Origin of the sequence: Pseudanabaena sp. PCC 6802 (genome assembly GCF_000332175.1) — a bacterium.
In the GTDB taxonomy this organism is placed as follows: Bacteria; Cyanobacteriota; Cyanobacteriia; order Pseudanabaenales; family Pseudanabaenaceae; genus PCC-6802.
In genome coordinates this window covers 2,951,433-2,971,210 of sequence record NZ_KB235914.1, presented here as the reverse complement: position 1 = coordinate 2,971,210, position 19,778 = coordinate 2,951,433, and the positions used below count along the sequence as shown (strand labels likewise).

The 19,778-nt window shown below is 46.2% G+C and carries 24 protein-coding genes; 8 read left to right on the top strand and 16 right to left on the bottom strand.

Annotated features, from left to right (window positions below):
• The first annotated feature begins 335 nt into the window (after window positions 1-335).
• Entirely contained in the window at window positions 336-713 is a 378-nt protein-coding gene (gene rbfA, locus PSE6802_RS0119410) for a 30S ribosome-binding factor RbfA (protein WP_019501706.1), read from the top strand.
• 105 nt (window positions 714-818) lie between these two features.
• Here rbfA and PSE6802_RS0119405 read toward each other — a convergent pair whose 3' ends face one another.
• The 3 genes from PSE6802_RS0119405 to PSE6802_RS0119395 form a co-directional block, all read right to left on the bottom strand.
• Window positions 819-1,445: a DUF6714 family protein gene (locus PSE6802_RS0119405; protein ID WP_202950713.1), complete on the bottom strand. Its 627-nt coding sequence runs from the start codon at window positions 1,443-1,445 to the stop codon at window positions 819-821.
• A gap of 3 nt (window positions 1,446-1,448) precedes the next feature.
• Window positions 1,449-2,324 (bottom strand): Cif family virulence factor, encoded by an 876-nt coding sequence (locus PSE6802_RS0119400; RefSeq protein ID WP_019501704.1) that lies wholly within the window; start codon window positions 2,322-2,324, stop codon window positions 1,449-1,451.
• A 135-nt stretch (window positions 2,325-2,459) separates the two neighbouring features.
• Window positions 2,460-3,911, bottom strand: a complete 1,452-nt coding sequence (locus PSE6802_RS0119395; RefSeq protein ID WP_019501703.1) for a bifunctional orotidine-5'-phosphate decarboxylase/orotate phosphoribosyltransferase — start codon at window positions 3,909-3,911, stop codon at window positions 2,460-2,462.
• Window positions 3,912-4,168: 257 nt separating this feature from the next.
• On the opposite strand from PSE6802_RS0119395, the gene PSE6802_RS0119390 reads away from it, so the two are divergent.
• The 3 genes from PSE6802_RS0119390 to PSE6802_RS0119380 all read left to right on the top strand — a co-directional run bounded on the left by PSE6802_RS0119390 (window position 4,169) and on the right by PSE6802_RS0119380 (window position 7,714).
• Window positions 4,169-4,864, top strand: a complete 696-nt coding sequence (locus tag PSE6802_RS0119390; protein ID WP_026103416.1) for a response regulator — start codon at window positions 4,169-4,171, stop codon at window positions 4,862-4,864.
• A gap of 14 nt (window positions 4,865-4,878) precedes the next feature.
• Window positions 4,879-5,541: a deoxyribose-phosphate aldolase gene (deoC, locus tag PSE6802_RS0119385; protein ID WP_019501701.1), complete on the top strand. Its 663-nt coding sequence runs from the start codon at window positions 4,879-4,881 to the stop codon at window positions 5,539-5,541.
• A gap of 430 nt (window positions 5,542-5,971) precedes the next feature.
• Window positions 5,972-7,714, top strand: a complete 1,743-nt coding sequence (locus tag PSE6802_RS0119380) for an EAL domain-containing response regulator (protein ID WP_019501700.1) — start codon at window positions 5,972-5,974, stop codon at window positions 7,712-7,714.
• Window positions 7,715-8,047: 333 nt separating this feature from the next.
• On the opposite strand, the gene PSE6802_RS31340 is transcribed toward PSE6802_RS0119380, so the two are convergent.
• The 5 genes from PSE6802_RS31340 to PSE6802_RS0119360 all read right to left on the bottom strand — a co-directional run bounded on the left by PSE6802_RS31340 (window position 8,048) and on the right by PSE6802_RS0119360 (window position 10,456).
• Window positions 8,048-8,623: a slr1601 family putative cell division protein gene (locus tag PSE6802_RS31340; protein WP_019501699.1), complete on the bottom strand. Its 576-nt coding sequence runs from the start codon at window positions 8,621-8,623 to the stop codon at window positions 8,048-8,050.
• A gap of 44 nt (window positions 8,624-8,667) precedes the next feature.
• Window positions 8,668-8,766 carry a photosystem I reaction center subunit XII gene (locus tag PSE6802_RS32155; RefSeq protein WP_071592310.1) on the bottom strand — a complete coding sequence of 33 codons (99 nt, stop codon included), beginning with the start codon at window positions 8,764-8,766 and terminating at the stop codon, window positions 8,668-8,670.
• Window positions 8,767-8,865: 99 nt separating this feature from the next.
• The gene (locus PSE6802_RS0119370; RefSeq protein ID WP_156815593.1) at window positions 8,866-9,384 is read right to left on the bottom strand and encodes a DUF2808 domain-containing protein; all 519 of its coding nucleotides are present in this window, start codon (window positions 9,382-9,384) and stop codon (window positions 8,866-8,868) included.
• A 34-nt stretch (window positions 9,385-9,418) separates the two neighbouring features.
• Window positions 9,419-10,066 carry an imidazole glycerol phosphate synthase subunit HisH gene (gene hisH / locus PSE6802_RS0119365; protein ID WP_019501697.1) on the bottom strand — a complete coding sequence of 216 codons (648 nt, stop codon included), beginning with the start codon at window positions 10,064-10,066 and terminating at the stop codon, window positions 9,419-9,421.
• Between the two features lie 15 nt (window positions 10,067-10,081).
• On the bottom strand, window positions 10,082-10,456 hold the full coding sequence (locus PSE6802_RS0119360; protein ID WP_193372420.1) for a ferredoxin-thioredoxin reductase catalytic domain-containing protein: 375 nt from the start codon (window positions 10,454-10,456) through the stop codon (window positions 10,082-10,084).
• Window positions 10,457-10,659: 203 nt separating this feature from the next.
• On the opposite strand from PSE6802_RS0119360, the gene trpS reads away from it, so the two are divergent.
• On the top strand, window positions 10,660-11,673 hold the full coding sequence (gene trpS, locus PSE6802_RS0119355) for a tryptophan--tRNA ligase (RefSeq protein ID WP_019501695.1): 1,014 nt from the start codon (window positions 10,660-10,662) through the stop codon (window positions 11,671-11,673).
• 60 nt (window positions 11,674-11,733) lie between these two features.
• On the opposite strand, the gene PSE6802_RS0119350 is transcribed toward trpS, so the two are convergent.
• The 4 genes from PSE6802_RS0119350 to PSE6802_RS0119330 form a co-directional block, all read right to left on the bottom strand.
• On the bottom strand, window positions 11,734-12,714 hold the full coding sequence (locus tag PSE6802_RS0119350; protein WP_019501694.1) for an aspartate carbamoyltransferase catalytic subunit: 981 nt from the start codon (window positions 12,712-12,714) through the stop codon (window positions 11,734-11,736).
• A gap of 441 nt (window positions 12,715-13,155) precedes the next feature.
• Window positions 13,156-13,548, bottom strand: a complete 393-nt coding sequence (locus PSE6802_RS0119340) for a hypothetical protein (RefSeq protein ID WP_019501692.1) — start codon at window positions 13,546-13,548, stop codon at window positions 13,156-13,158.
• Between the two features lie 567 nt (window positions 13,549-14,115).
• Window positions 14,116-14,559 carry a thiol-disulfide oxidoreductase DCC family protein gene (locus PSE6802_RS0119335; protein ID WP_019501691.1) on the bottom strand — a complete coding sequence of 148 codons (444 nt, stop codon included), beginning with the start codon at window positions 14,557-14,559 and terminating at the stop codon, window positions 14,116-14,118.
• Window positions 14,560-14,620: 61 nt separating this feature from the next.
• Window positions 14,621-14,971 (bottom strand): late competence development ComFB family protein, encoded by a 351-nt coding sequence (locus PSE6802_RS0119330; RefSeq protein ID WP_026103414.1) that lies wholly within the window; start codon window positions 14,969-14,971, stop codon window positions 14,621-14,623.
• 598 nt (window positions 14,972-15,569) lie between these two features.
• Here PSE6802_RS0119330 and PSE6802_RS0119325 point away from each other — a divergent pair.
• On the top strand, window positions 15,570-16,013 hold the full coding sequence (locus PSE6802_RS0119325; protein ID WP_026103413.1) for a hypothetical protein: 444 nt from the start codon (window positions 15,570-15,572) through the stop codon (window positions 16,011-16,013).
• Here the strand turns inward: PSE6802_RS0119325 and PSE6802_RS0119320 are convergent.
• The 3 genes from PSE6802_RS0119320 to rpmI form a co-directional block, all read right to left on the bottom strand.
• Entirely contained in the window at window positions 15,995-16,798 is an 804-nt protein-coding gene (locus PSE6802_RS0119320) for a transporter substrate-binding domain-containing protein (RefSeq protein ID WP_019501688.1), read from the bottom strand. The genes PSE6802_RS0119325 and PSE6802_RS0119320 overlap by 19 nt on opposite strands.
• Window positions 16,799-16,879: 81 nt before the next feature.
• Window positions 16,880-17,233 carry a 50S ribosomal protein L20 gene (gene rplT, locus PSE6802_RS0119315; RefSeq protein WP_019501687.1) on the bottom strand — a complete coding sequence of 118 codons (354 nt, stop codon included), beginning with the start codon at window positions 17,231-17,233 and terminating at the stop codon, window positions 16,880-16,882.
• Window positions 17,234-17,283: 50 nt separating this feature from the next.
• Window positions 17,284-17,481, bottom strand: a complete 198-nt coding sequence (gene rpmI, locus PSE6802_RS0119310) for a 50S ribosomal protein L35 (protein WP_026103412.1) — start codon at window positions 17,479-17,481, stop codon at window positions 17,284-17,286.
• Window positions 17,482-17,638: 157 nt separating this feature from the next.
• Here rpmI and PSE6802_RS0119305 point away from each other — a divergent pair, with 157 nt between their 5' ends.
• Window positions 17,639-18,079 (top strand): SufE family protein, encoded by a 441-nt coding sequence (locus tag PSE6802_RS0119305; protein ID WP_019501686.1) that lies wholly within the window; start codon window positions 17,639-17,641, stop codon window positions 18,077-18,079.
• A 214-nt stretch (window positions 18,080-18,293) separates the two neighbouring features.
• On the top strand, window positions 18,294-18,752 hold the full coding sequence (locus tag PSE6802_RS0119300; protein WP_019501685.1) for a hypothetical protein: 459 nt from the start codon (window positions 18,294-18,296) through the stop codon (window positions 18,750-18,752).
• Window positions 18,753-18,978: 226 nt separating this feature from the next.
• Here PSE6802_RS0119300 and PSE6802_RS0119295 read toward each other — a convergent pair whose 3' ends face one another.
• Complete coding sequence (locus tag PSE6802_RS0119295; protein ID WP_019501684.1) at window positions 18,979-19,752, bottom strand: ABC transporter ATP-binding protein; 774 nt, start codon at window positions 19,750-19,752, stop codon at window positions 18,979-18,981.
• Window positions 19,753-19,778 lie beyond the last annotated feature (26 nt).

Below are 19,778 nucleotides of genomic sequence, written 5' to 3'. Positions count from 1 at the left end.
GCTTTGATTTCATAACAGATTGTAACGTTATATACACGATTGGCATTTTTGTGCTACAGCGCTACAGTTGCCCAAGCAATATGTATAGCTATAGCCAATAGGCTTAGGACGGGGTGCAGGGGTGGAACCCCTGCGTGGGGGCGCAGCCCCCACACCCCCTGTCCTAACAGATCTGTCTACGGCTATAGCATCACAAATTCGGTGTAGGCCGAGGTAGGGGGGATCCCACTCCTGCGTGAGAGCAGGTAAGGAGCATAGGCAGGTGATAGCCACAACACCCCAATCGCAAACCCGATCGCTTACTGCTATATTTGTGGAGTATCGAGGAATAAATTATGGCTACCAGTCGCAGAGTGGCACGGGTTGCAGAACTAATTAAGCGCGAAGTTAGTAACATGTTGCTGCATGAAATCAAAGACGATCGCGTTGGTGCTGGCATGGTCAGCGTTACCGAAGTGGTTGTTTCGGGCGATCTGCAACATGCCCGCATCTTCGTGAGTATTTATGGTACGGAAGAAGCCAGAACCGAGACAATGGAGGGACTTGAGGCGGCAACAGGCTTTGTGAGACGTGAAATTGGCCAGCGCTTGTCCTTGCGGCGCGCGCCGGAGATACTTTTTCAAGAGGATCGCTCGTTTGAACGCGGGGTGAAAGTACTATCGCTCCTGAATCAACTGAGCGCAGAAAGAGCTGCCAAAGAATCTCTAACTTAGAAACAAGGAACTAACCACCTGAATGAGATAGCTGTCGCCGCTAGACTTAGGACGGGGTGCAGGGGTTTCACGCCTGCGTAGGGCAAAACTCCCACACCCCCTGTCCTAACAGGTCTGTCTGCGGCTATACTTGCGGTATATTGCCCCTGGCAGCCAATATTCTTCAAGAACCTGCATTCCATAGTCTTGAAAATTGGAATCTTCTTCAAATGCCAAGATCTCTAAAAACTGAGTAATAACTTCTTCTTGTTGTGTGGTTAATAGTGAAAATCTTGATGGCTCTCTGTCTGGAGGACGCATTGAAAATAGCGTTGCTTCAACAACGAGAACGGACTCAAGTGGTGCATCCTTAGTCCTGTTTCGCAGAGAATAGGAAATCAAAAATGGTAAATAATAATGCCAAGAAATTGGATCTAAATAGGCAAGTCCCCAATATGCAAACTGTTGAAGATATTCATCAGTAGGTTTGTCTAATTGTCGATCGTATGCTGAAGGCAAGTCGTAGCTATCTAATGCATTACCTGCACGTAGAGTCATGGGTGGTGTTGTAACGCTTGTCGTCTTGTCAAAGACAGTCTTGACTAATTCGATTAGCTCCAAATTCATTAACCCCCCATTTCTTCTAAGAAATCCTTTTTGTAAGGATTTCTCAGAAGATTGCCATGAAAAAATATACCGATAATTGTAGGGACAATCCCCCTGTGGTTGCCCCGATTGGTTGAGGGCAGGCACTCCTTAAAGTGTTTGTTGGAAGTTGGGGTCAGGACGCACGCGACTGGGAGTTGTTAAGGCTTCTGGTAGCGATTTGTACTGATTGCCTACTACATCCTTGCTGACTCGCAATCTTTGACTTGAAATTGTAATGCCAGTTTCCTGGATCAATACTACAGAAATCCAGCGATCGCCAGTTGTATAGGGAGCTTGACCGATTTTAAATACGCCGCCTGCCCTGAGTGGTTCCAACTCAATTGTGGAATCTTTGAGGTAGTTTTGTGGAGAGACTTCTTCCTCGATAATTGTACCTAATAACAAGCTATTGCCCAATGGTTCGGGAATTACCGCATCGAGGGAATATTGTCTGCCTACGCCAATTTTATCTGGCATACGCAACTCAACTTTAGGTGGTTTTTCTCCCGAAGTGAGAAAACTCTTCTCTGACTGAATATCTTGACGCGAAATTTGTAAATTGCCACCATTAGCTTGGTATATCTGGGTTGAAACTAGTTGAGCATCTAGCTTGTATTCTCCCTCACTCCCTGGCTTAGTCCCCTGGATCTGAGTCAGGGTCTCAACCGTGTAGGTATTGCCTTTGCGCTCCCACTTAGTAACCTTCGTGCTGTATTTGATGTCGTTGTAGCGCTTCCACAAGCCTTCTAGCGAGTCGCGCAGCTTCTGCTTAGTTAATCCATCGCCATGTGCGAAGTTAGGGGCATAAAATTGCATCACGGCATTGATATCTTTTTTACTAGCAGCAGCATCAAGGCTGTTAATTGCATTTACCAGTTCAGTTGGTGCAGTTTCTGAATTAGCGGCGATCGCAGTCGATTTACTAAAAGGGGCAACTGCGGTTATAGATGTGGCAAGCAGAAACAGTAAGGCTTTTTTATACATCGGTTGCGCGGGTTGAGCGTAGGACTAACGTTAATTACCCTACATTATATGCAGGGAAAATTTTGTTGGTTATCATCCTACTGCCTCCAGCCACAAATGCATATGGGTTAGCAATTAACAATTAATAATTAACAATTAGCTTTGATTGAATGTGGCCAGTTGCTCGTCGTTAATGCGGCCAGCTTGGTGTAAGGTTCGTGTAATCTCCGAAATTTTGAATACGGCATGACCTTGGTAGCCATTTTGGGCTAGTTTATCTCTGACCCCATGCTCGTGGTCGATTAATACCACAATATCTCGCACCTTAAGACCGTTGCTCTTGAGCTTTTCTGCTCCTTCCATCACGCTTTTGCCTGTAATCAGGATATCGTCTACGACAGCGATGGTTTCTCCTGCTTGAAAATTACCTTCGATCGCCCGCCTCGCGCCATGCGCCTTCACCTCTTTACGCGGAAAAATCAGGGGACGATTAAGGTGCAGTGCTAAACCCGTTGCGGTTGGTAGCGAGCCGTAGGGAATGCCAGCAATGCGATCGAAAGTCAAATCCTGCAAGATACTGGCATAGGCAAGTAAAACCTGACTAAATACCTGTGGATTAGAAATAATTTTGCGCAGATCGATGTAGTAGGGAAAAACGGCACCAGATGCTTGCACGTAGTTGCCAAACATAATGCAGCCAATGTCGTAGAGTTGCAATATCAAATCCATGTGTGGGTGCTGCTCTAGCAAGCACACGTCAGGTATCCATAGGGTGCAAGTCGGTTGTCGCTCGACAAGTCGTTCCCTACACTGATTAATTTTTTGCGATAGCGATCGCACTATTTCACCAGGGCGATCGCTATGCAAAATATCTTGATCGACCGGAACGAGCAGCCCTTCACCATTAGGATTCAGACCCGCTGCCAGAATGCCATCTAAATTATTACTAGCCCACAGGCTGCGTATCAAAATGAGTCTTTCGGGAGCGATGGCGCGAATGCGGGCGAGGGCATCAGGATCGCTAGCACCCACTTCTAAAGCTAGTTGCTCTGCACTACCCCAGTTTTGACATTGCTTGACCATTTCTAGATATAACGGAGCTTGAGGATTGGGATAGGACTGAATATCCTTGGCCGTGGAGTTAGCAGTATGACATTGCACAAAAATGGCTTTATTGGGGTATACGAGGAAGCGAGCGGCTAAGTCTTGCCCTGCGTAGGGAGTAATGGTAATTGCATCAACCTGCCATTGTGTAAACGCAGTATTTGCCAAGATCGAGCTGCTGTTAAGATCGCCATGTTTGGCATCAAGAATAACTGGAATCTCGGCTGGAACAGCATTTAAAGTTTTCTCTAATAGTTCTAAGCCCGCACTGCCCAATGCTAGGTAAAACCCAAGGGTGGGCTTATACGCGCAAACCACCGATGCGGTTTGGTCGATAATAAACTGCATCCATTCCCATAGCTGATTAACAGCGACCTTGGCATTATAGGTACCGCCACGATCGCTAAACTGTGGCGGCATTACTTCGGGATTTGGTTCTAAGCCCACGCACATTAGGCTCTGATTGCGGGCGATCGCAGCATTTAGTTTGGAGAAAAAATCCATATCTTGAACTCATTTGGGCAACCTGGCTATCTCAGGCACCTTTTCAGGATAGATCGGGAAATACCACTTTTTCGATCTACTCGCCCCTTTGTATGCGATCCTGTTTTATATGGGCGGGTAGATTAACTTAGAGGTCATAGCCTATCCCTTCTATAACCGTAGATAGATCGGTTATAGAAGGGGGTGGGGTGAAACCCCTGCACCCCGTCCTGAGCCAGCTATATTATTGGTACGTTTATTGTTCGGCGGTTTTTACCATGAGTCCAATTCGTGTCGTCCTAATCGAAGATCATGACCTAACTCGTGTAGGCATGAAGATGACTTTACAACAAGCAGCTAACATCTCTCTAGCCGGAGAAGCGGCAACGGGGGCAACTGGGGTTGCTCTGGTGGAATCGCAGGAACCTGATGTGGTAATCGTTGATTTAGGCTTGCCAGATATTGATGGCGTGGAGGTGACCAGACAGGTCAAAGCTCTGACATTTGCTTCCGGCGCTGCCCCCAAAGTCTTGATTTTGACGCTTACCGATAATCAGGAGGCGGTGCTGGCTGCCTTCGCCGCTGGTGCCGATTCTTACTGCATCAAAGATATTAGCTCTGATAATTTACTGCAAGCCATCACCCTTACAGCCGAGGGTAGTGCCTGGATCGACCCCGCGATCGCCAGAATCGTGCTGACCCAGGTTCGCAAACCCGATGCTACTGCCACAGTCGAGATTGAAGCATCGGAGCCAGAGTACAAGCAAATTCTGGAAGCCACCCCTCTCACAGAACGGGAGCTTGAGGTACTGGCTGAAATTGTCAATGGCTACAGCAATGCCGAAATTGCCGAGCGGCTTTATATAACTGTCGGCACCGTCAAAACCCACGTCCGCAACATTCTTAATAAACTGTGTGCCGACGATCGCACCCAAGCAGCCGTCAGAGCTTTGCGATCGGGCCTGGTGAAATAGGGGTTGGGGGTTGCATGTTAGATCTCGACCCAGCACCGTATATCGACCATACGATTCTCGATCCTACTGCTACGGGCGATCGCATTGACAGTGCCTGCGATGCGGCGGATCGCTATGGGTTTGCTAGTGTATGTATTTATCCTTGTTACGTGCGTCGGGTAGCAGAGCGGCTGCACGACAAGAAACCAAAGGTTTGTACCGTAATCGGATTTCCTAGTGGAGCTACTACGTCTTCCACCAAGTTATATGAGGCTGAAGAGGCTGTAGAAAATGGTGCCGCCGAGCTGGATGTCGTCATTAACCTTGGCTATGTTAAGTCTGGCGCGACGGATGCCCTTCATCGCGAACTGGCGAAAATTTGCGAGGCTACTGGCAAGCCAGTCAAAGCTATTTTAGAGATGAACTTACTGACTCCCGACGAGCAAAGCTTAGCAGCCGAAGTGTGCATAGATGCGGGTGCAGCCTTTCTCAAGACCAGTACGGGTTGGTCGGGAGGTGCTACAGTCGAGCAAATTCGACTATTAAAATCTGTCAGTCGCGGTAAAGTTGGGATTAAAGCATCAGGTGGCATTCGTACCTTAGAACAAGCGATCGCTCTCATTGAAGCAGGAGCTACTCGCATCGGTACTTCTCGCAGTTTGGACATCATAGCAGAGCTAAAAAAAGCTAAAAGCTAGTAGCTTTTAGCGCTTGCGATCGCTGGGTTGTAATCTAAAAGCTATGTAGTGGGTATAGTAAGAAAACCAACTCTCAATCTAGTGTGCTGGCAATGTTACCTATAATAAAAAAGTTGTTACTGTAAAAAATCTATTGACGTAGGGGCAGTTTTTGTACGAGCGCTATCGGAGGCAAGCAACTGGTGTAGGGGCAGGTTTTGCCCAAGCACTATTGGTAAAAGTCAATAACTTCTATCCAAACCTGCCCCTGCCCGTACATAGAGCATATCAATGAAAAATTTACAGGTGGAAAAAGTTTAAGGCTTAATGAAAACTGCTTGACCTCATCCATCATTGTGTAGTTAAGAGTCGTAGTATCTACCTACCTCCAAGCGTAGTAAGGGTAACATGATATGAATTGCGGTACAGAAAATATGCGGGGGTAAGATGAGTGACTAAAATTCTAGTAATTGAAGATGACTCAACAATTCGAGAAGACATCATTGAAGTACTGAACTGCGCTGACTTTGAAGCGATCGGCGCTGAAGACGGTTTAGTGGGTATCCAGCAAGCCAAAAAACACAAACCCGATCTGATTATTTGCGATGTCATGATGCCTAGATTGGACGGCTATAGCGTACTCGCAACCCTAAGACGCGATCCCGAAGTTGCTATCATTCCCTTCATGTTTCTCACCGCTAAATCTAGCAAAGTAGATATGCGTCAGGGGATGAAACTAGGTGCTGTTGACTATCTGGTCAAGCCCATTGGGCAGGCAGAGTTACTAGAAGCAGTTAATACGCAGATCGATAAATGGGCAACGATTAAAAGCTACTACAGCAGTACTATTGAGGAAACCCAGAGAAAGGTTGACTATTTACTTTATTTCGACCCATTAACAGAACTACCAAATCGACTTGCTCTACGAGAAAGACTAGATAACATCATTGCCGAACAGGCAACGAAACATAACGGCATAGTGCCCGTTATGTCCATCGATCTGGATCGCTTCAAACGCGTCAATGATGCCTTAGGGGAAGCATCTGGCGACTATTTGCTCAGATCTGTCGCGGAACGCCTGATATCATGCGTCGAGCCAGAGCATATTATCTCCCGCCTGGACGCGGATGAATTTGCGATCGTTTTGACTGGCACGGATACCAAGGGGAAAGCCAGCAAATTAGCCAGTCAGATCCTGAGGGCGCTTTCTCGACCATTTGCGATCGAGGGTCAAGAAGTGTGCGTTACTGCCAGCATTGGCATTGCCACATATCCCCAAGATGGAGATGACATTAATGCATTACTTAAAAATGCCAATATCGCCATGATCCATGCCAAGCAACAAGGCGGGAGTTGCTATGAGTTTTATATTCCCAACTTAAACATCGGTCTTTCCGAACAAATAGAGTTGCAAGCCGATCTCCATCACGCTCTAGCTCGCAACGAGTTTCAGGTTTACTACCAACCGCAGGTTAATCTGCAAACGGGTAAAATTGTGGGGGCAGAAGCTTTGTTGCGTTGGCAACATTCTAAACACGGCACGATCTCACCAATTAAGTTTATTCCCCTAGCTGAAGAAAGTGGCGATATTTTGGCAATAGGTGAGTGGGTAATGACTACTGCTTGCCAAGATATCAAACGATGGCAAGATATGCTCAAGCAACAGACTGCTAATTGCCCGCAGTTGAAAATAGCAGTCAATCTCTCAGGGCGGCAGTTTCAGCATCCAAACCTCAATACAACTATTGTCCAAATTCTGGAAGAAGTCGATCTGGAGCCACAGTACTTAGAGCTGGAATTAACTGAGAGCATTATCGTTCGCGATGTAGAATCCAGCATCGCCAAGCTTTCCGCTCTGAAATTATTGGGACTACAGATATCAATTGATGACTTTGGTGTAGGGTATTCTTCCTTTTCTTACCTCAAGCAATTACCATTCGATATTCTCAAAATCGATCGCTGTTTCGTCCGCGATGTCGACACCGATATCAAAAATCAAGCAATTACATCTTCAATTATCCAAATGGCACACAAAATGGGTTTGAAGGTTGTAGCGGAAGGCGTGGAAACCCATACAGAGATGGAATTCCTAAGCCAGAATGACTGCGACGAGATCCAGGGGTATTTGATTAGTCCACCCGTTCCATTCGACCATTTTAGCCGCCTGCTGGCCGAAGAATATAGCCTGCCATAAGTCCCATAAATCCTTCCTTCCTCGTTTCTGCATATTTCCAATGGAAATATAGCGGTTTTCAGATCGGAAAGAGCAGGGGGTTTGGGGGCGTTGCCCCCAAGAAGGGGAGGCAGGGCGGTCTTGGGGGTTTCCCGCTAGAGCCACTGCCGTGTGGAACCCCTTCACCCCGTCAATAAAACCCATTCTCAAGTGAAAACCGCTATATGCAGAAATATCGCATTTAGGGTAGGCATTGCCCTTATTTAGGAACTTGCAGCCAAATAATGCCCAAAAGCCGTAGCACGTTAGGCATTAGCCGTAACAGTGGGTATTTTATTTTCACGCAATTCCTACCTAGGGACGGCTGCTCTTGTTGCTAGGGGTAGTATTACTAGAGGGATCCGTATCCAAAATTTTAATGGGAACCTGATTTGGTTTGACAAACCCATATTGCCGCATCAGTGCATCTTTGGACTTGCCCGAGTTAAACATTTTAGGGAACTGAGTTCGAAGAGATTCTACCCGCTGTTCGGTTACTTGAACTTCAGCGGTTATTTCATCGAGGCGATCGCGCTGGGCGGTTTGATAGGGAACTAGTCGAGCCAAAGCCATCACAGCAGCGCTGGAAAAAGCCGTACTAACAGCGATGACGAGTAAAGCCTCTATTCCTCTCGTTCTAAAGCGTTGCTCGCTCTGGCGGCGTTGTTTTTGTTTTACTACTTCAGAGACTGATTCTGAGCCAAAATTTTTCAAAGTGCGATCGAAGTCTAAGACTTGCTCGGCGCGGCGAGATGGTATGCCAGACGCGCTACTCTGTTCTGCAGACTCGCGATAAGCTGCGGACTCAGCCCCAGGCGGAGACATATACTGCCTGTACCGTTTGGAACGGGGCAAATCGGGAGTAAATTCAACTTCACGTCTGGCAATCATCGCTCACCTCGTTATGCTAAGTGCTAGATATTTAGCACGATCGCCTAAGAGTTGTACAGAGCTGAACCCAGCATAACTGTCATAACGAGAGGGAACAAAGCGATGACTAAGGCGCTAAGAATTTGAAATTCTGATAAACCCATATATGTATTCCTTAAAATTAATGTATAAAGACATGATTGCTTCTTACAATACACCTTATTTAGCCACGTTGGCTAGATTTGTAACTATGTGTTAACGAGCTAATCTAGACCAATTACCCAGGAGCCAATATAGCGCATCATGGGCAAATCGTTAGTTCCCCTGACACGGCCATCAAATTGGAATAAACCACCAAATCTAGGATTGCGGACGTTAGAAAGTACGAGCTTCATTGGCTTATTAGCAGGTACTGGTTCTTTTAAAACTACTTCGATGACGCGACTGTCTTTGTCCCACTTAACGGATTGTGTTGGTACGTTGCGGTTGTTGACACGTAGATCGATGCTTTCTCCATCGAACTCACCGGTATAGCTTTCGGGATAGGTAACCAGAATCTCTGAAACGGCAACTTTTTGTGCCGGAATGTCCAGATAGTAGCGGTCAATTTGGTTAGAGCGTCCGTAGTCTAAAACGTAGTCCAGAGCTTTATCCTTGGCACTACCCCACAGGATAATCCCTGCGTTTTGCTGGGCAGAGGCAGGATCTGGATCTGTCAGTGCAGGTACGCAGGTAAGAGCGATCGCTACGCAGCAGGAACAGTAAGCTAATTTCTTCAACATAGTAGTTTGCCTAGTTTGCATATTCAAATATTTCCTAAACCCCACACATGCTTGTCAGACGTGCATCAACCAACTTGACGAAATTCGTGAGAATTTGCAGCCCATCAGTTGCAGATTTTTCTGGGTGAAACTGCACCGCCATCAGGTTATCCTGCGCGATCGCCACAGTTGCTGTTTGACTGCCATGTGTTGTCGTTGCTGCTATAACCGTGGATTGTTCCGGTGCTGCATAGTACGAATGTACGAAATACACCCACGGAGCCTCGCTCAGTTCTAGCCAAAGCGGGCAGTGAGGCTGTGTCAATTCTAGCTGGTTCCACCCCATGTGTGGGATCGCGATCCCAGGCTCCCTGTAGAAACGCTTGACTATACCTGGCACGACCCCCAAACCTGGCTCTTGTCCCTCTTCGCTGCCATCAAACAGGATCTGCATACCTAAACAGATACCTAGAAATGGCTTGCCAGATGCGATCGCGGCTTTAATTGGCTTCTCTAGATGTCTGGCACGGATGTGTTGCATCGCCGGATCGAAAGCACCTACACCAGGCAGTACAATTGCATCTGCTGCCTCTAGCTGTTCTGGTTCATCGGTAACTACAGTTGTGGCACCAGCGAATTCCAGACCTTTACAAGCTGAGTGCAGGTTGCCCATATCGTAATCAATTACCGCAATTACTGTCATGAAATTTCCCTATCCCTAGTCGTCGTAGGTAACATCTGTAATCTCTAATTCCTGCTTGTCTCCTGCAAATGGATTCTCTGGTGTGAGAAATAGCATACAATGGCACTCCTTACGTTCGCGCATGGGAACGCAGGGGCAGTTCCAGTAGGCAGACTTTACTTCTGCTTCCTTGTCTTCGTAGAAGCGACAGGGACATAAGGGAGCACCCAACTCATCTTTATGCTTTGCCAAACCCTCAATCACAGCGTTGGTAATTTTTTGATCCGAACAAAAGAACGTATCCGTGCGCTTGGCATAGGTTTCCGAAAAATGGCGCATGGCTTCAAAACTTTTGTCTGTGGACTTATTCTTACCGCGCATTGTTTCTTCTTTATGTTGGGTACTTGTCATAGCGTTGAGGAGGGGTTTCTTAATTAAATTTACGTATAGCACGAAACGGCGATCGCTTCGTGCATTGGTATTAAAAACATAGATTATTATCTATTGTAATAGAGTTTAACATAGCTTATATCCAAAAATCTTTTATTTGGTTGTAGGCGAAAATTAATACCTGTGCTAATTCAGTAAATTCCAGATTTTTTACGAATAATCTAATGCCAAAACAACGAATATTATCCGGCGTTCAACCAACCGGAAATCTCCACATCGGTAACTACTTAGGTGCTATTCGTAATTGGGTAGAGAACCAGGTCAACTACGAAAATTTCTTTTGTGTGGTCGATCTCCATGCACTTACGGCTCCTCATAACCCTAACGAGTTAGCCGAGCATACCCGACGCACGGCAGCACTCTACATTGCCTGTGGGATCGATCCTCAGCAGTCAACCATATTCGTGCAGTCACATATTTCTGCCCATGCCGAGTTGACCTGGCTGCTTAATTGCATAACACCGCTAAACTGGCTCGAACGCATGATCCAGTTTAAGGAGAAAGCAATCAAGCAGGGTGAAAACGTAAATGCAGGCTTATTAGACTATCCCGTTCTGATGGCATCAGATATCTTGCTCTATCAAGCCGATCTCGTACCCGTAGGTGAAGATCAAAAACAACACCTGGAACTCACGCGCGATATTGTCGTGAGGTTTAACGACCAATTTGGCAGCGACAGAGATGTACCCATTCTCAAACTACCCGAGCCTTTGATCCGTAAGGAAGGGGCGCGGGTAATGAGTTTAACCGATGGCACGAGCAAGATGTCCAAGTCCGATCCATCAGAGATGAGCCGCATTCACCTGCTCGACGATGCCGATACGATCGCTAAGAAAATCAAACGCTGCAAAACCGATACGATTCGAGAACTAGAATTTGACAATCCCGATCGCCCGGAATGTCATAACCTACTTTCCCTGTACGCGATCCTCAGCGGTAAGACTAAGGAAGCAGTGCAAGCGGAATGTGCTGATATGCGTGGCTGGGGAGATTTTAAACCTTTGCTTGCCGAAACAGTAATTAACAGCTTGCAGCCAATTCAAACTAAATATTATGAGGTTGTAAATGAAAAGGGCTACCTGGATCGGGTGCTAAAAGCAGGACGGGAAAAAGCAGGTGCGATCGCCTTTGAAACGCTAAAACAAGTTAAATCTGCGTTGGGGTTCCTTCTGCCTTAGCTCAAATCTTGCTTATCGATCGGCGTTAGCTAAACGAGACTAATCATACGCAGAGTCAAGCTAAGCTGCACTACCCATCAAAGTGCCCATGAGATATAACAAGCTCATCCGAACAGCCACACCATTGGTAACTTGCTTCTCAATTAAGCTGAGGCGCGGATCGTCCATAAGATCTGAACTAATCTCTACACCGCGATTTACAGGCCCTGGATGTAGTACCTGAACCTGGGGCGCGCATCTGGCTAAGCGATCGCGCGTAATACCAAACTGCGCGTAATATTCGCGCAGGCTGGGAATCAAATGCTGGCTCATGCGTTCGGTTTGCAGGCGTAGAGTCATGACAAAATCAGCATCTTCTAGTGCTGGTGCGAGCTGGTGATGAACAGTAACACCATATTCAGCAAATTCCTCAGGCAAAAGTGTAGGAGGTGCGGCCAAATGTACGTCAGCACCATTTGTGACCAGGCTGTACAGATTAGAACGTGCCACCCTGGAGTGCAGAATGTCTCCTGCGATCGCCACCTTTTTACCTTTGATGTCCTTAGCACTGGGTGCAGCAGGATTTATGTGAGAACACAGTGTAAATAAATCCAGGAGCGCCTGAGTAGGATGTTCGTGTTTGCCATCACCAGCATTTAACACTGCCACACGGCCACCTAAACGATCCATATCAAGGGCAATTTGGCTTGGTACTCCGGCTGCCTGATGCCGAATTACCATAATATCCGTCCCCATCGCCAGAAAGGTGCGCGCTGTATCCAGGATCGTCTCTCCCTTAGAAAGCGATGACGTACCGGGGGCAAAATTCAGCGTGTCGGCGGAGAGCCGCTTTGCTGCTAACTCAAAGCTATTACGAGTGCGGGTTGAAGACTCGAAAAACAAATTGGCTACTACTTTACCTTGAAGTGTCGGCACTTTTTTATTGCGGCGCGACAGCACCTCCGTAAAACTTAGGGCAGTTTGCAGCACGAGTTCGTAGTCAGGCACGGTAAAATCGGCCAGCGAAATGACATGCCTGCGTTGCCAGGTCGATTCACTCATGCTATAGCAGTCTAAAGAACAGGATAGAGAGTATTGCACCAACAGGAGCAGGGGTCATCATATCGTTGGGGATAAAAGCGCGCGAGCTTACCAAAATCAGGGTAAACAAAAAGATCGCAAAGATAATCAAAGGTGCAATGTATTGGCGAAAAAAAGACATGTTTTGTGCTACTAGGGAAATTGGTTAGCGATGCGGATGACAAAACTGCAAATAATCTAGCTTAAGTTATACCCAGTCGGCATTAATATCTACTATAAGTGCGCGATGTGCAACTAAATTACTCCCTCATCCCCAGCCCCTTCTCCTAACCTTGGGAGAAGGGGAGTCAGAATCGATCGAAGTCCCTCTCCCGCTCTGGGAGATGGATTTAGGGTGAGGGCAATGGGGAAAGTTACACATCGCGTATCTACGTATAAGTACTAATCTCTAAGTATTAATCTCTAAGTATTAATCTCTAAGTATTGAGCCATATCCTCAATGTATTTGTTCACATCGTCAATAAGTTGACTGAGTTGAGCTTCTGTCACCAGCCGAATCCGATCGTCTCTCAGGGTAATACCTACTTTTGCGGCAAAGGGAGAGGCATAGAGGTTGGGATTGCAAAAGATTTCTAGGAATACCTCCCCAGTATGCTGATACTCCATGTTGGGGTGGCGTACCGGCTTGTTTTTGCCGCCAGACGAATCTGGCATTGCCTTACTTGCCACCTGGCGCAAGCTTTCCATTAGTTGAGCAATTTGAGCTTTGAGTATATTTGCTGCTTCTAGGGAAAAGGCGATCGCAACCGAACCTCCGGCTAGATTAACTGTAAACTTAGGTGCTGGGCGGGGCATAGGCAGTTTGGTAGAATTCAAAAATTTGAGTTATGAATTTATATTAAATGAACTTGTCTTTCCAGGATGGTTTGTCTATTCTAATTACAGGCACAAAAGGAACGAAGGTTTAAGGGCGGTGCCTCCTTCCCTGAACCACTTACAGGCTAAACTAAGCTTGTCGTCTTTTTACACAAATTGTCTAGTTCTATTAATTACAGTACGCTTGTTCCGTTAATCGATCTTAATCTCTTGATAGTTGGAGATTCTCTAGATTATTAACCCTGCTACACCCGACGATGTGACTACCGTTAACCTAGTAGAGAGGTAGAAGAAGTAGCAAGATTTTAATCTAGGTAGGGCAACCTTGATAAATCGATATAGACTGAATTGCCAAGGATTAATTGATGCGAATTAGTTGCTGAAGTTAAAGACAGATAAACTGCTCAAGTTAGTGAGAAATATAGACAAGGAAGTCGATATACTGTAAGAAGTCAGCTAAAACCTCTAGTAAGTTAGTTAGTGATTTATATTTCTGCGTGAGTCCGGTAGCCTTCTACTGGACTCACTGAGTTTTAAGGAGTAGTTTCAAGGAATATTGGAGTCGCAAGATCCTAGCGACGCGCAGCCGATGGGATAAGTAGAATGGTAGGTACTGGAACGTCTGCCAAAAAGTACGTAACGATTATCTCTAATCTGGTCATAGGCGCGATCGCCAATCCATTTAACCCCAGGTAAGGCACGGTAAGTCGAGATAAAAATGCTACCTAAAGGCAATAAACGCCCAATTTCTTCAGCGGCATCGCTTCCTTGCCAGCGATTTTCAGGATTTCGACTATCGATCAAGAGCATCCCCATTTCGCAATCTTGGGCAGTAATATTAAAATCTTGTAATACCTCCAAATCCTGCATCGGCTTGTAGGAGAACAGTTTACCTTTGTCTAGCTCTTCTAACACGCGCACAAGGCTAACACAAAGATTGCAGTTGCCATCGTAAATGATGCTATAGGGTTGGGGCAAAATTGTAGACAAGGGGGGGAATTAACTGGAGCTTGCGTAACCTGGAGGGTTTGAAGAAATGCGGTATAAAACCTTACGCTCTTACAGCAGCAGTGAGAGGTTGATTTCTTTTGATACTAATGTGCTGGTCAGTCTTCCAAATTATGTCAAAGACATGCTGAATTCCATCATAAATCACAGATTCTATGTGGAGTTTTTCCTCTAAGGGCACTAGTCTTGCTCTTGAGGTTATTTGTGCCCTTTCAGATTCCTCCGCGACGGCATAGCGGCTACGTACTCGACTCAATACATAGGCTACTAATTCCTGATACAGATCGGGAATTTTGAAAGCTTCTTTGTAAGGATGATGCTCGTAGCTATCAAGGATATTTTCAATTTCCTCAATAATTACTGGCATTGTTAAATTAACGATTGTCTTCGACATGTCAACCATCTCCTATATGCTTACTCCGCGTGCATTATAGCAACTTAAAAATTCTCTATCGCTCGGAATTGCCTAAGCTCAATGGGTAAATAACCTAAAGCCATTAACTGCCTGCCTGGTTCCCCACTCACACCATTGAGATTGGAAAGTCAATCGCTGCATTTATCTGTATGGCAACTACTTTGTTTAAATAAATTCTTGAGTAGAGAAGAATACTCAGCCTAAAAAGGTTCTAAATCGTAAGCTTCCCTTTTATCCGTAGTATACACCTTTATTAAGATCTCGTATAAATCATGCGAGCAAATAATCGTTTTTTGTTTCATTAAGTTGATATCTCGATACAGTTCAAGTCTATCGAAGATTGCATTAGATCTCGCTTTAGTCTGTATTGCCTATGCTGTCAGGACTAGATAGCTATACAGACACGCGCAGATCTTTTTGCGATCGCTGTCAGTCTACCTTAAAGAATAGAAGAAAGTTTTGAGGAAATTGTGAGGAAATGGTTAAACTTCATCCTGACTGACTTGAGCATTGGGATTTACAAGCTATTAGCTATGATGGGAATAGCTGGAAATAGCATATGAGGGATATTAACGCCATGTCTGCAAACTACCAGGCAAAAATTACCGCTCTGTGGACTGTATTTCTACTGGGAACGATCTTTCATACTGACTTGGGTTTGATGCCACTATTTCACGGGTTAAGCGTTACCGAATCCGTAAAAGCTCAAAATATCGATGAAATTGCGCCCGTTTTGTGGGGAATGTTGGTATTTTTTACATTGCCAATGCTGGCGATCGTTGGAACAGTTTTTACCGATCTGAGGCGCTTTAGAGCAATCCATTTTGGCATGACAGTTGTGTATAGCGTTCTCAACTTGATTCATCTGGTTGCCGATCTCTTGCTTCCCAAGATTTTCTGGTACCAAATTGCCATCATGGTGTTGTTGTTTGCGATCGGGTTACTATTGAACCTGGTTTCTTTCCAATGGTGGCGCGATCGCCCGCACAAACAGGTAGAGGTTTACGGCAGTCCCCAGTAGCTAGCCCGTTCGCGCAGCCAGCCATTTTTACGCCATTTTTCCACCGCCTGTAGTACTTTAGCGCGGAGATCTTCGTATTGCAGTCCTCGCGGCAGGGCGATCGCTAAGCTGTGGGATGATGTCAGGCCTTTGACGCGCTCAAAGTCGGGATGTGCTTTTAGCCATTGCACCAGAGCGCTACTATCACCAGCAAAAGCCTGCACTTTATCTGCTTGTAAAGCTGCTAAACCAGCCTGGTAGGAGTTTACGCCAATCAGTTGTGCCTGGGGAACAAGGTATTGCAGTACGGCGATCGTGCTCGATCCTTTGATTACTGCGATCGCGCTCTTTTGACTAAATAGATCGCTTTTAGAACCTCGTCTGACAATTACGGCAGTGCTGTCGGTATAGTAGGGGACGGTAAAGTCGATTAAGCGCGAGCGATTGCGGGTGACGGTGAGATGCGCTACGACCAGATCGACTCGATCTGACCAGATGGCGGAGAGGCGATCGCGATTCTGTAATGGCACTAATTCCACCAGATTCTCGCTGCCCAGTAGCTCTTTGGCTAACTCTCTGGCAATATCAATCTCAAACCCTGTTAAATTACCAGTTGGATCTCGAAAGCCCATGGGCGGCAAGTTGTCCTTGACACCTACAATCAAACGACCTCGCTTTTGAATGGCGAGCCAGTCCGATGCTAGGGTAGGAGCGGTGGGCATGCGCGCGATCGTCACACTACCAACCAAGCAGATGAGAAAGCACGTCAGGAGCGCAGGTCTTAGTTTTGGTAGCGAGTTTGCCATGTCCCAAAGCAAGAAAATAAAGCATAAAGGGTAGACGTTAATGCCTACCCCTTATGAAAAAAATGTAATTGAGCGCAATAACTACTTGGCAGCTTTAGCAACTTCGACTACCCGCTCGAACGCATCTGGATCGAGGATGGCTAGTTGCGCCAGCATTTTGCGATTGAGTTCGATATCTGCTTTCTTAAGCTGACCTGCTAACTTGCTGTAGGTGATGCCTTGCAGGCGAGCCGCAGCATTGATGCGTGCTATCCACAAACGGCGAAAATCGCGTTTTTTCTTACGGCGATCGCGGTAGGCGTTTCTTAGTGCCTTCATCACCTGCTGGTTAGCAGTGCGAAACAGCTTCGAGTGGGAGCCACGGAAGCCCTTGGCTAGTTTCAGGATTTTCTTGCGGCGCTTTCTGGCTACATTACCGCGTTTTACTCTTGTCATGTCAGTATGCTATTTGGTAATACCTGCTTAGGTGATGCTTGCTTCAGAATTTAGATGTAAGGCATCATGCCCTTGACTCTATCGACATCTCTCTCGTCTACAGCAGCTATTTTGGACAATTTGCTTTTGCGACTAGTTGGTTTATGCTCTAAAAGGTGATTCTTCATGGCGCGTCGGCGCATTAGCTTACCGCTACCAGTAACCTTAAACCGCTTCGCGGCAGCACTACGTGTTTTGAGTTTAGGCACTGCTTTCTAAAAAAAAGACCTTTACAAGTCTAACATAACTAACTTGTAGTGCGTGAATTCGATAGCCAAATTAGCTAAATTTTTTACCGCCACCTTGGGGTAACTCAAGCTAGACTAAAAGTGTTGGCATCTACATCGTCTGTCAAACCTAGCTATCATGCCGTTAACCTCAACTCAACTGCCAGAATCACTGGAGCGCATTGTCAAGCGCTTTCAAAGGTTGTCCGACCCAAAACAACGTTACGAACAATTAATTTTGTACGGCCAGAAACTCAAGGCTTTTCCTCCCGAATATAAGGTTGCCGAGAATAAAGTCCCAGGCTGTGTATCTCAGGTATATGTCACGGCCACTTTAAGCCCTGAAGGCAGTGTAGTTTTTAGCGGCGACTCCGATGCGCTGATTAGCAAGGGATTTGTGGGCTTATTGGCGGCTGGCATGAATGGGCTAACCCCAACTGAGATCCAAGCATTGTCCGCTGATTTTATTCAGGATACGGGGTTATCAGTGAGCCTCACGCCCTCGCGCGCCAATGGCTTTATGAACGTGTTCCATAAAATGCAGCAAAAAGCCGCAGAGCTAGCCACTCACAATACTTAGCTAAGAGATTTGCTAATGTCCCAATCGTAGGATGCGTTGCGGTTAACGCCTAACACATCGCAGCTATCTTATTTCATGCAAGCCCTTTAGCTTTATGTTAACGTCTCTTGATATTCAAGCAATAATTTAACAGAAAATATCGATTTTGTAGTTTTAGATACAGTAAAATTAGTCCATATCTACAGATGAACTAATGGAATGGAGTGCTAACATCATGAATCGCACCTTAGAGGATCGAAAGGGTTCTGGGATTCGATATTGGCAGCGCCGTCAAATGAATATTACAACTTCATTAGAGGCTCGGTTAGCGAAAGCGAAAGCCGAGCAAAATTTACCATTGGTGGCGCTGCTACAAAAGGAACAAAAGGTCATCCAAACTTTTGTAGTGTCAGCTCCATCTCGCGATCGCAACTCTCTTATCCAGGTCGTTACGAGTTTATTTGGAAAGCTGCAAAACCGTCTATTTAAGGAAAAATTGCCATATATCGAGCAAACTGTTCTTGCGACTGGTGGTACTATTTGGCAGGGCTACGATCCGAAAACTGGTGCTAGATACTGTGGCGAAACGGAAGCTGAGATCGTTGACTGGCTTGAAACTCTCGCTTATCAGCCCATAAGTCCCAGCCCTTACGGGCGGTGGGGTGGAGTGCAAACCTATCGAAAATACTACTGATTCTGAAGCACTCCTATCTGAATTTTATAGCTATAGCCAACAGGCTTAGGACGGGGTGCAGGGGTTTCACCCCTGCGTGGGGGCGCAGCCCCCACACCCACTGTCATAACAGATCTGTCCATGGCTATAAAATTTCTTTGCGGACTGATGACCGCCGATCTCTGCTAACTAATTTTCACAAATCATTTCGGATTGCTATAGTGCTTCAGCAAAGGGGCTAGAAGTTTTAAGCCAGGATTGCCGCTTCTTGTCCGTGTTGTCGCAGCAAATTCATTAACTCATCACGGTAATCATAAAAGCGGTGATGCCGTTTAATATCGCTGGTACGGTGAGGTAGATCTATTCTGAGTTCCTTACTAATCGTGCCAGGACGAGCGCTCAAGGCGAAAATGCGATTCGCCAGAAATACTGCTTCTTCAACATCATGGGTGATCGTAAATACTGTAATTTGCGTGCGCTGCCATAGGTCTAGCATAAATTCATGCATGGCTTCTTTGGTATAGACATCCAACGCGCCAAAGGGTTCATCCATAAGTAAAATTTTGGGTTCGGAAGCTAGTGCTCGCGCGATCGCAACCCTTTGCTTCATCCCACCGGATAATTCCCTAGGAAGCGCCTTCGCAAATTTCGTCAGCCCCACCACGCTGAGATAATAGCTGGCCTGCTTCCGGCGTTCTAATTTGGCAATCCCCTGCAATTTCAATCCGAATTCCACATTTTCCTGCACGGTCATCCAGGGATACAGCGTGTAGTGTTGAAACACCATACCACGATCTGAACCCGGCCCCGTAACGCACTGCCCATCAATGCGTACCTCCCCCTGGCTAGGGCGATCCAAACCAGCAATTTGGCGCAGGAGAGTTGATTTACCAGAACCTGAAGCACCTACAGCGCAGACAAATTCGCCTTGAGAAATCGCAAAGTTAATGTCCTTGAGTACTAGTAGATCGCCGTTTCGGGTCTGAAATCGCTTGCTCAGATTGTTGACTTGGAGAAACATGTTTTACTATCACCTGCATAGCTGAA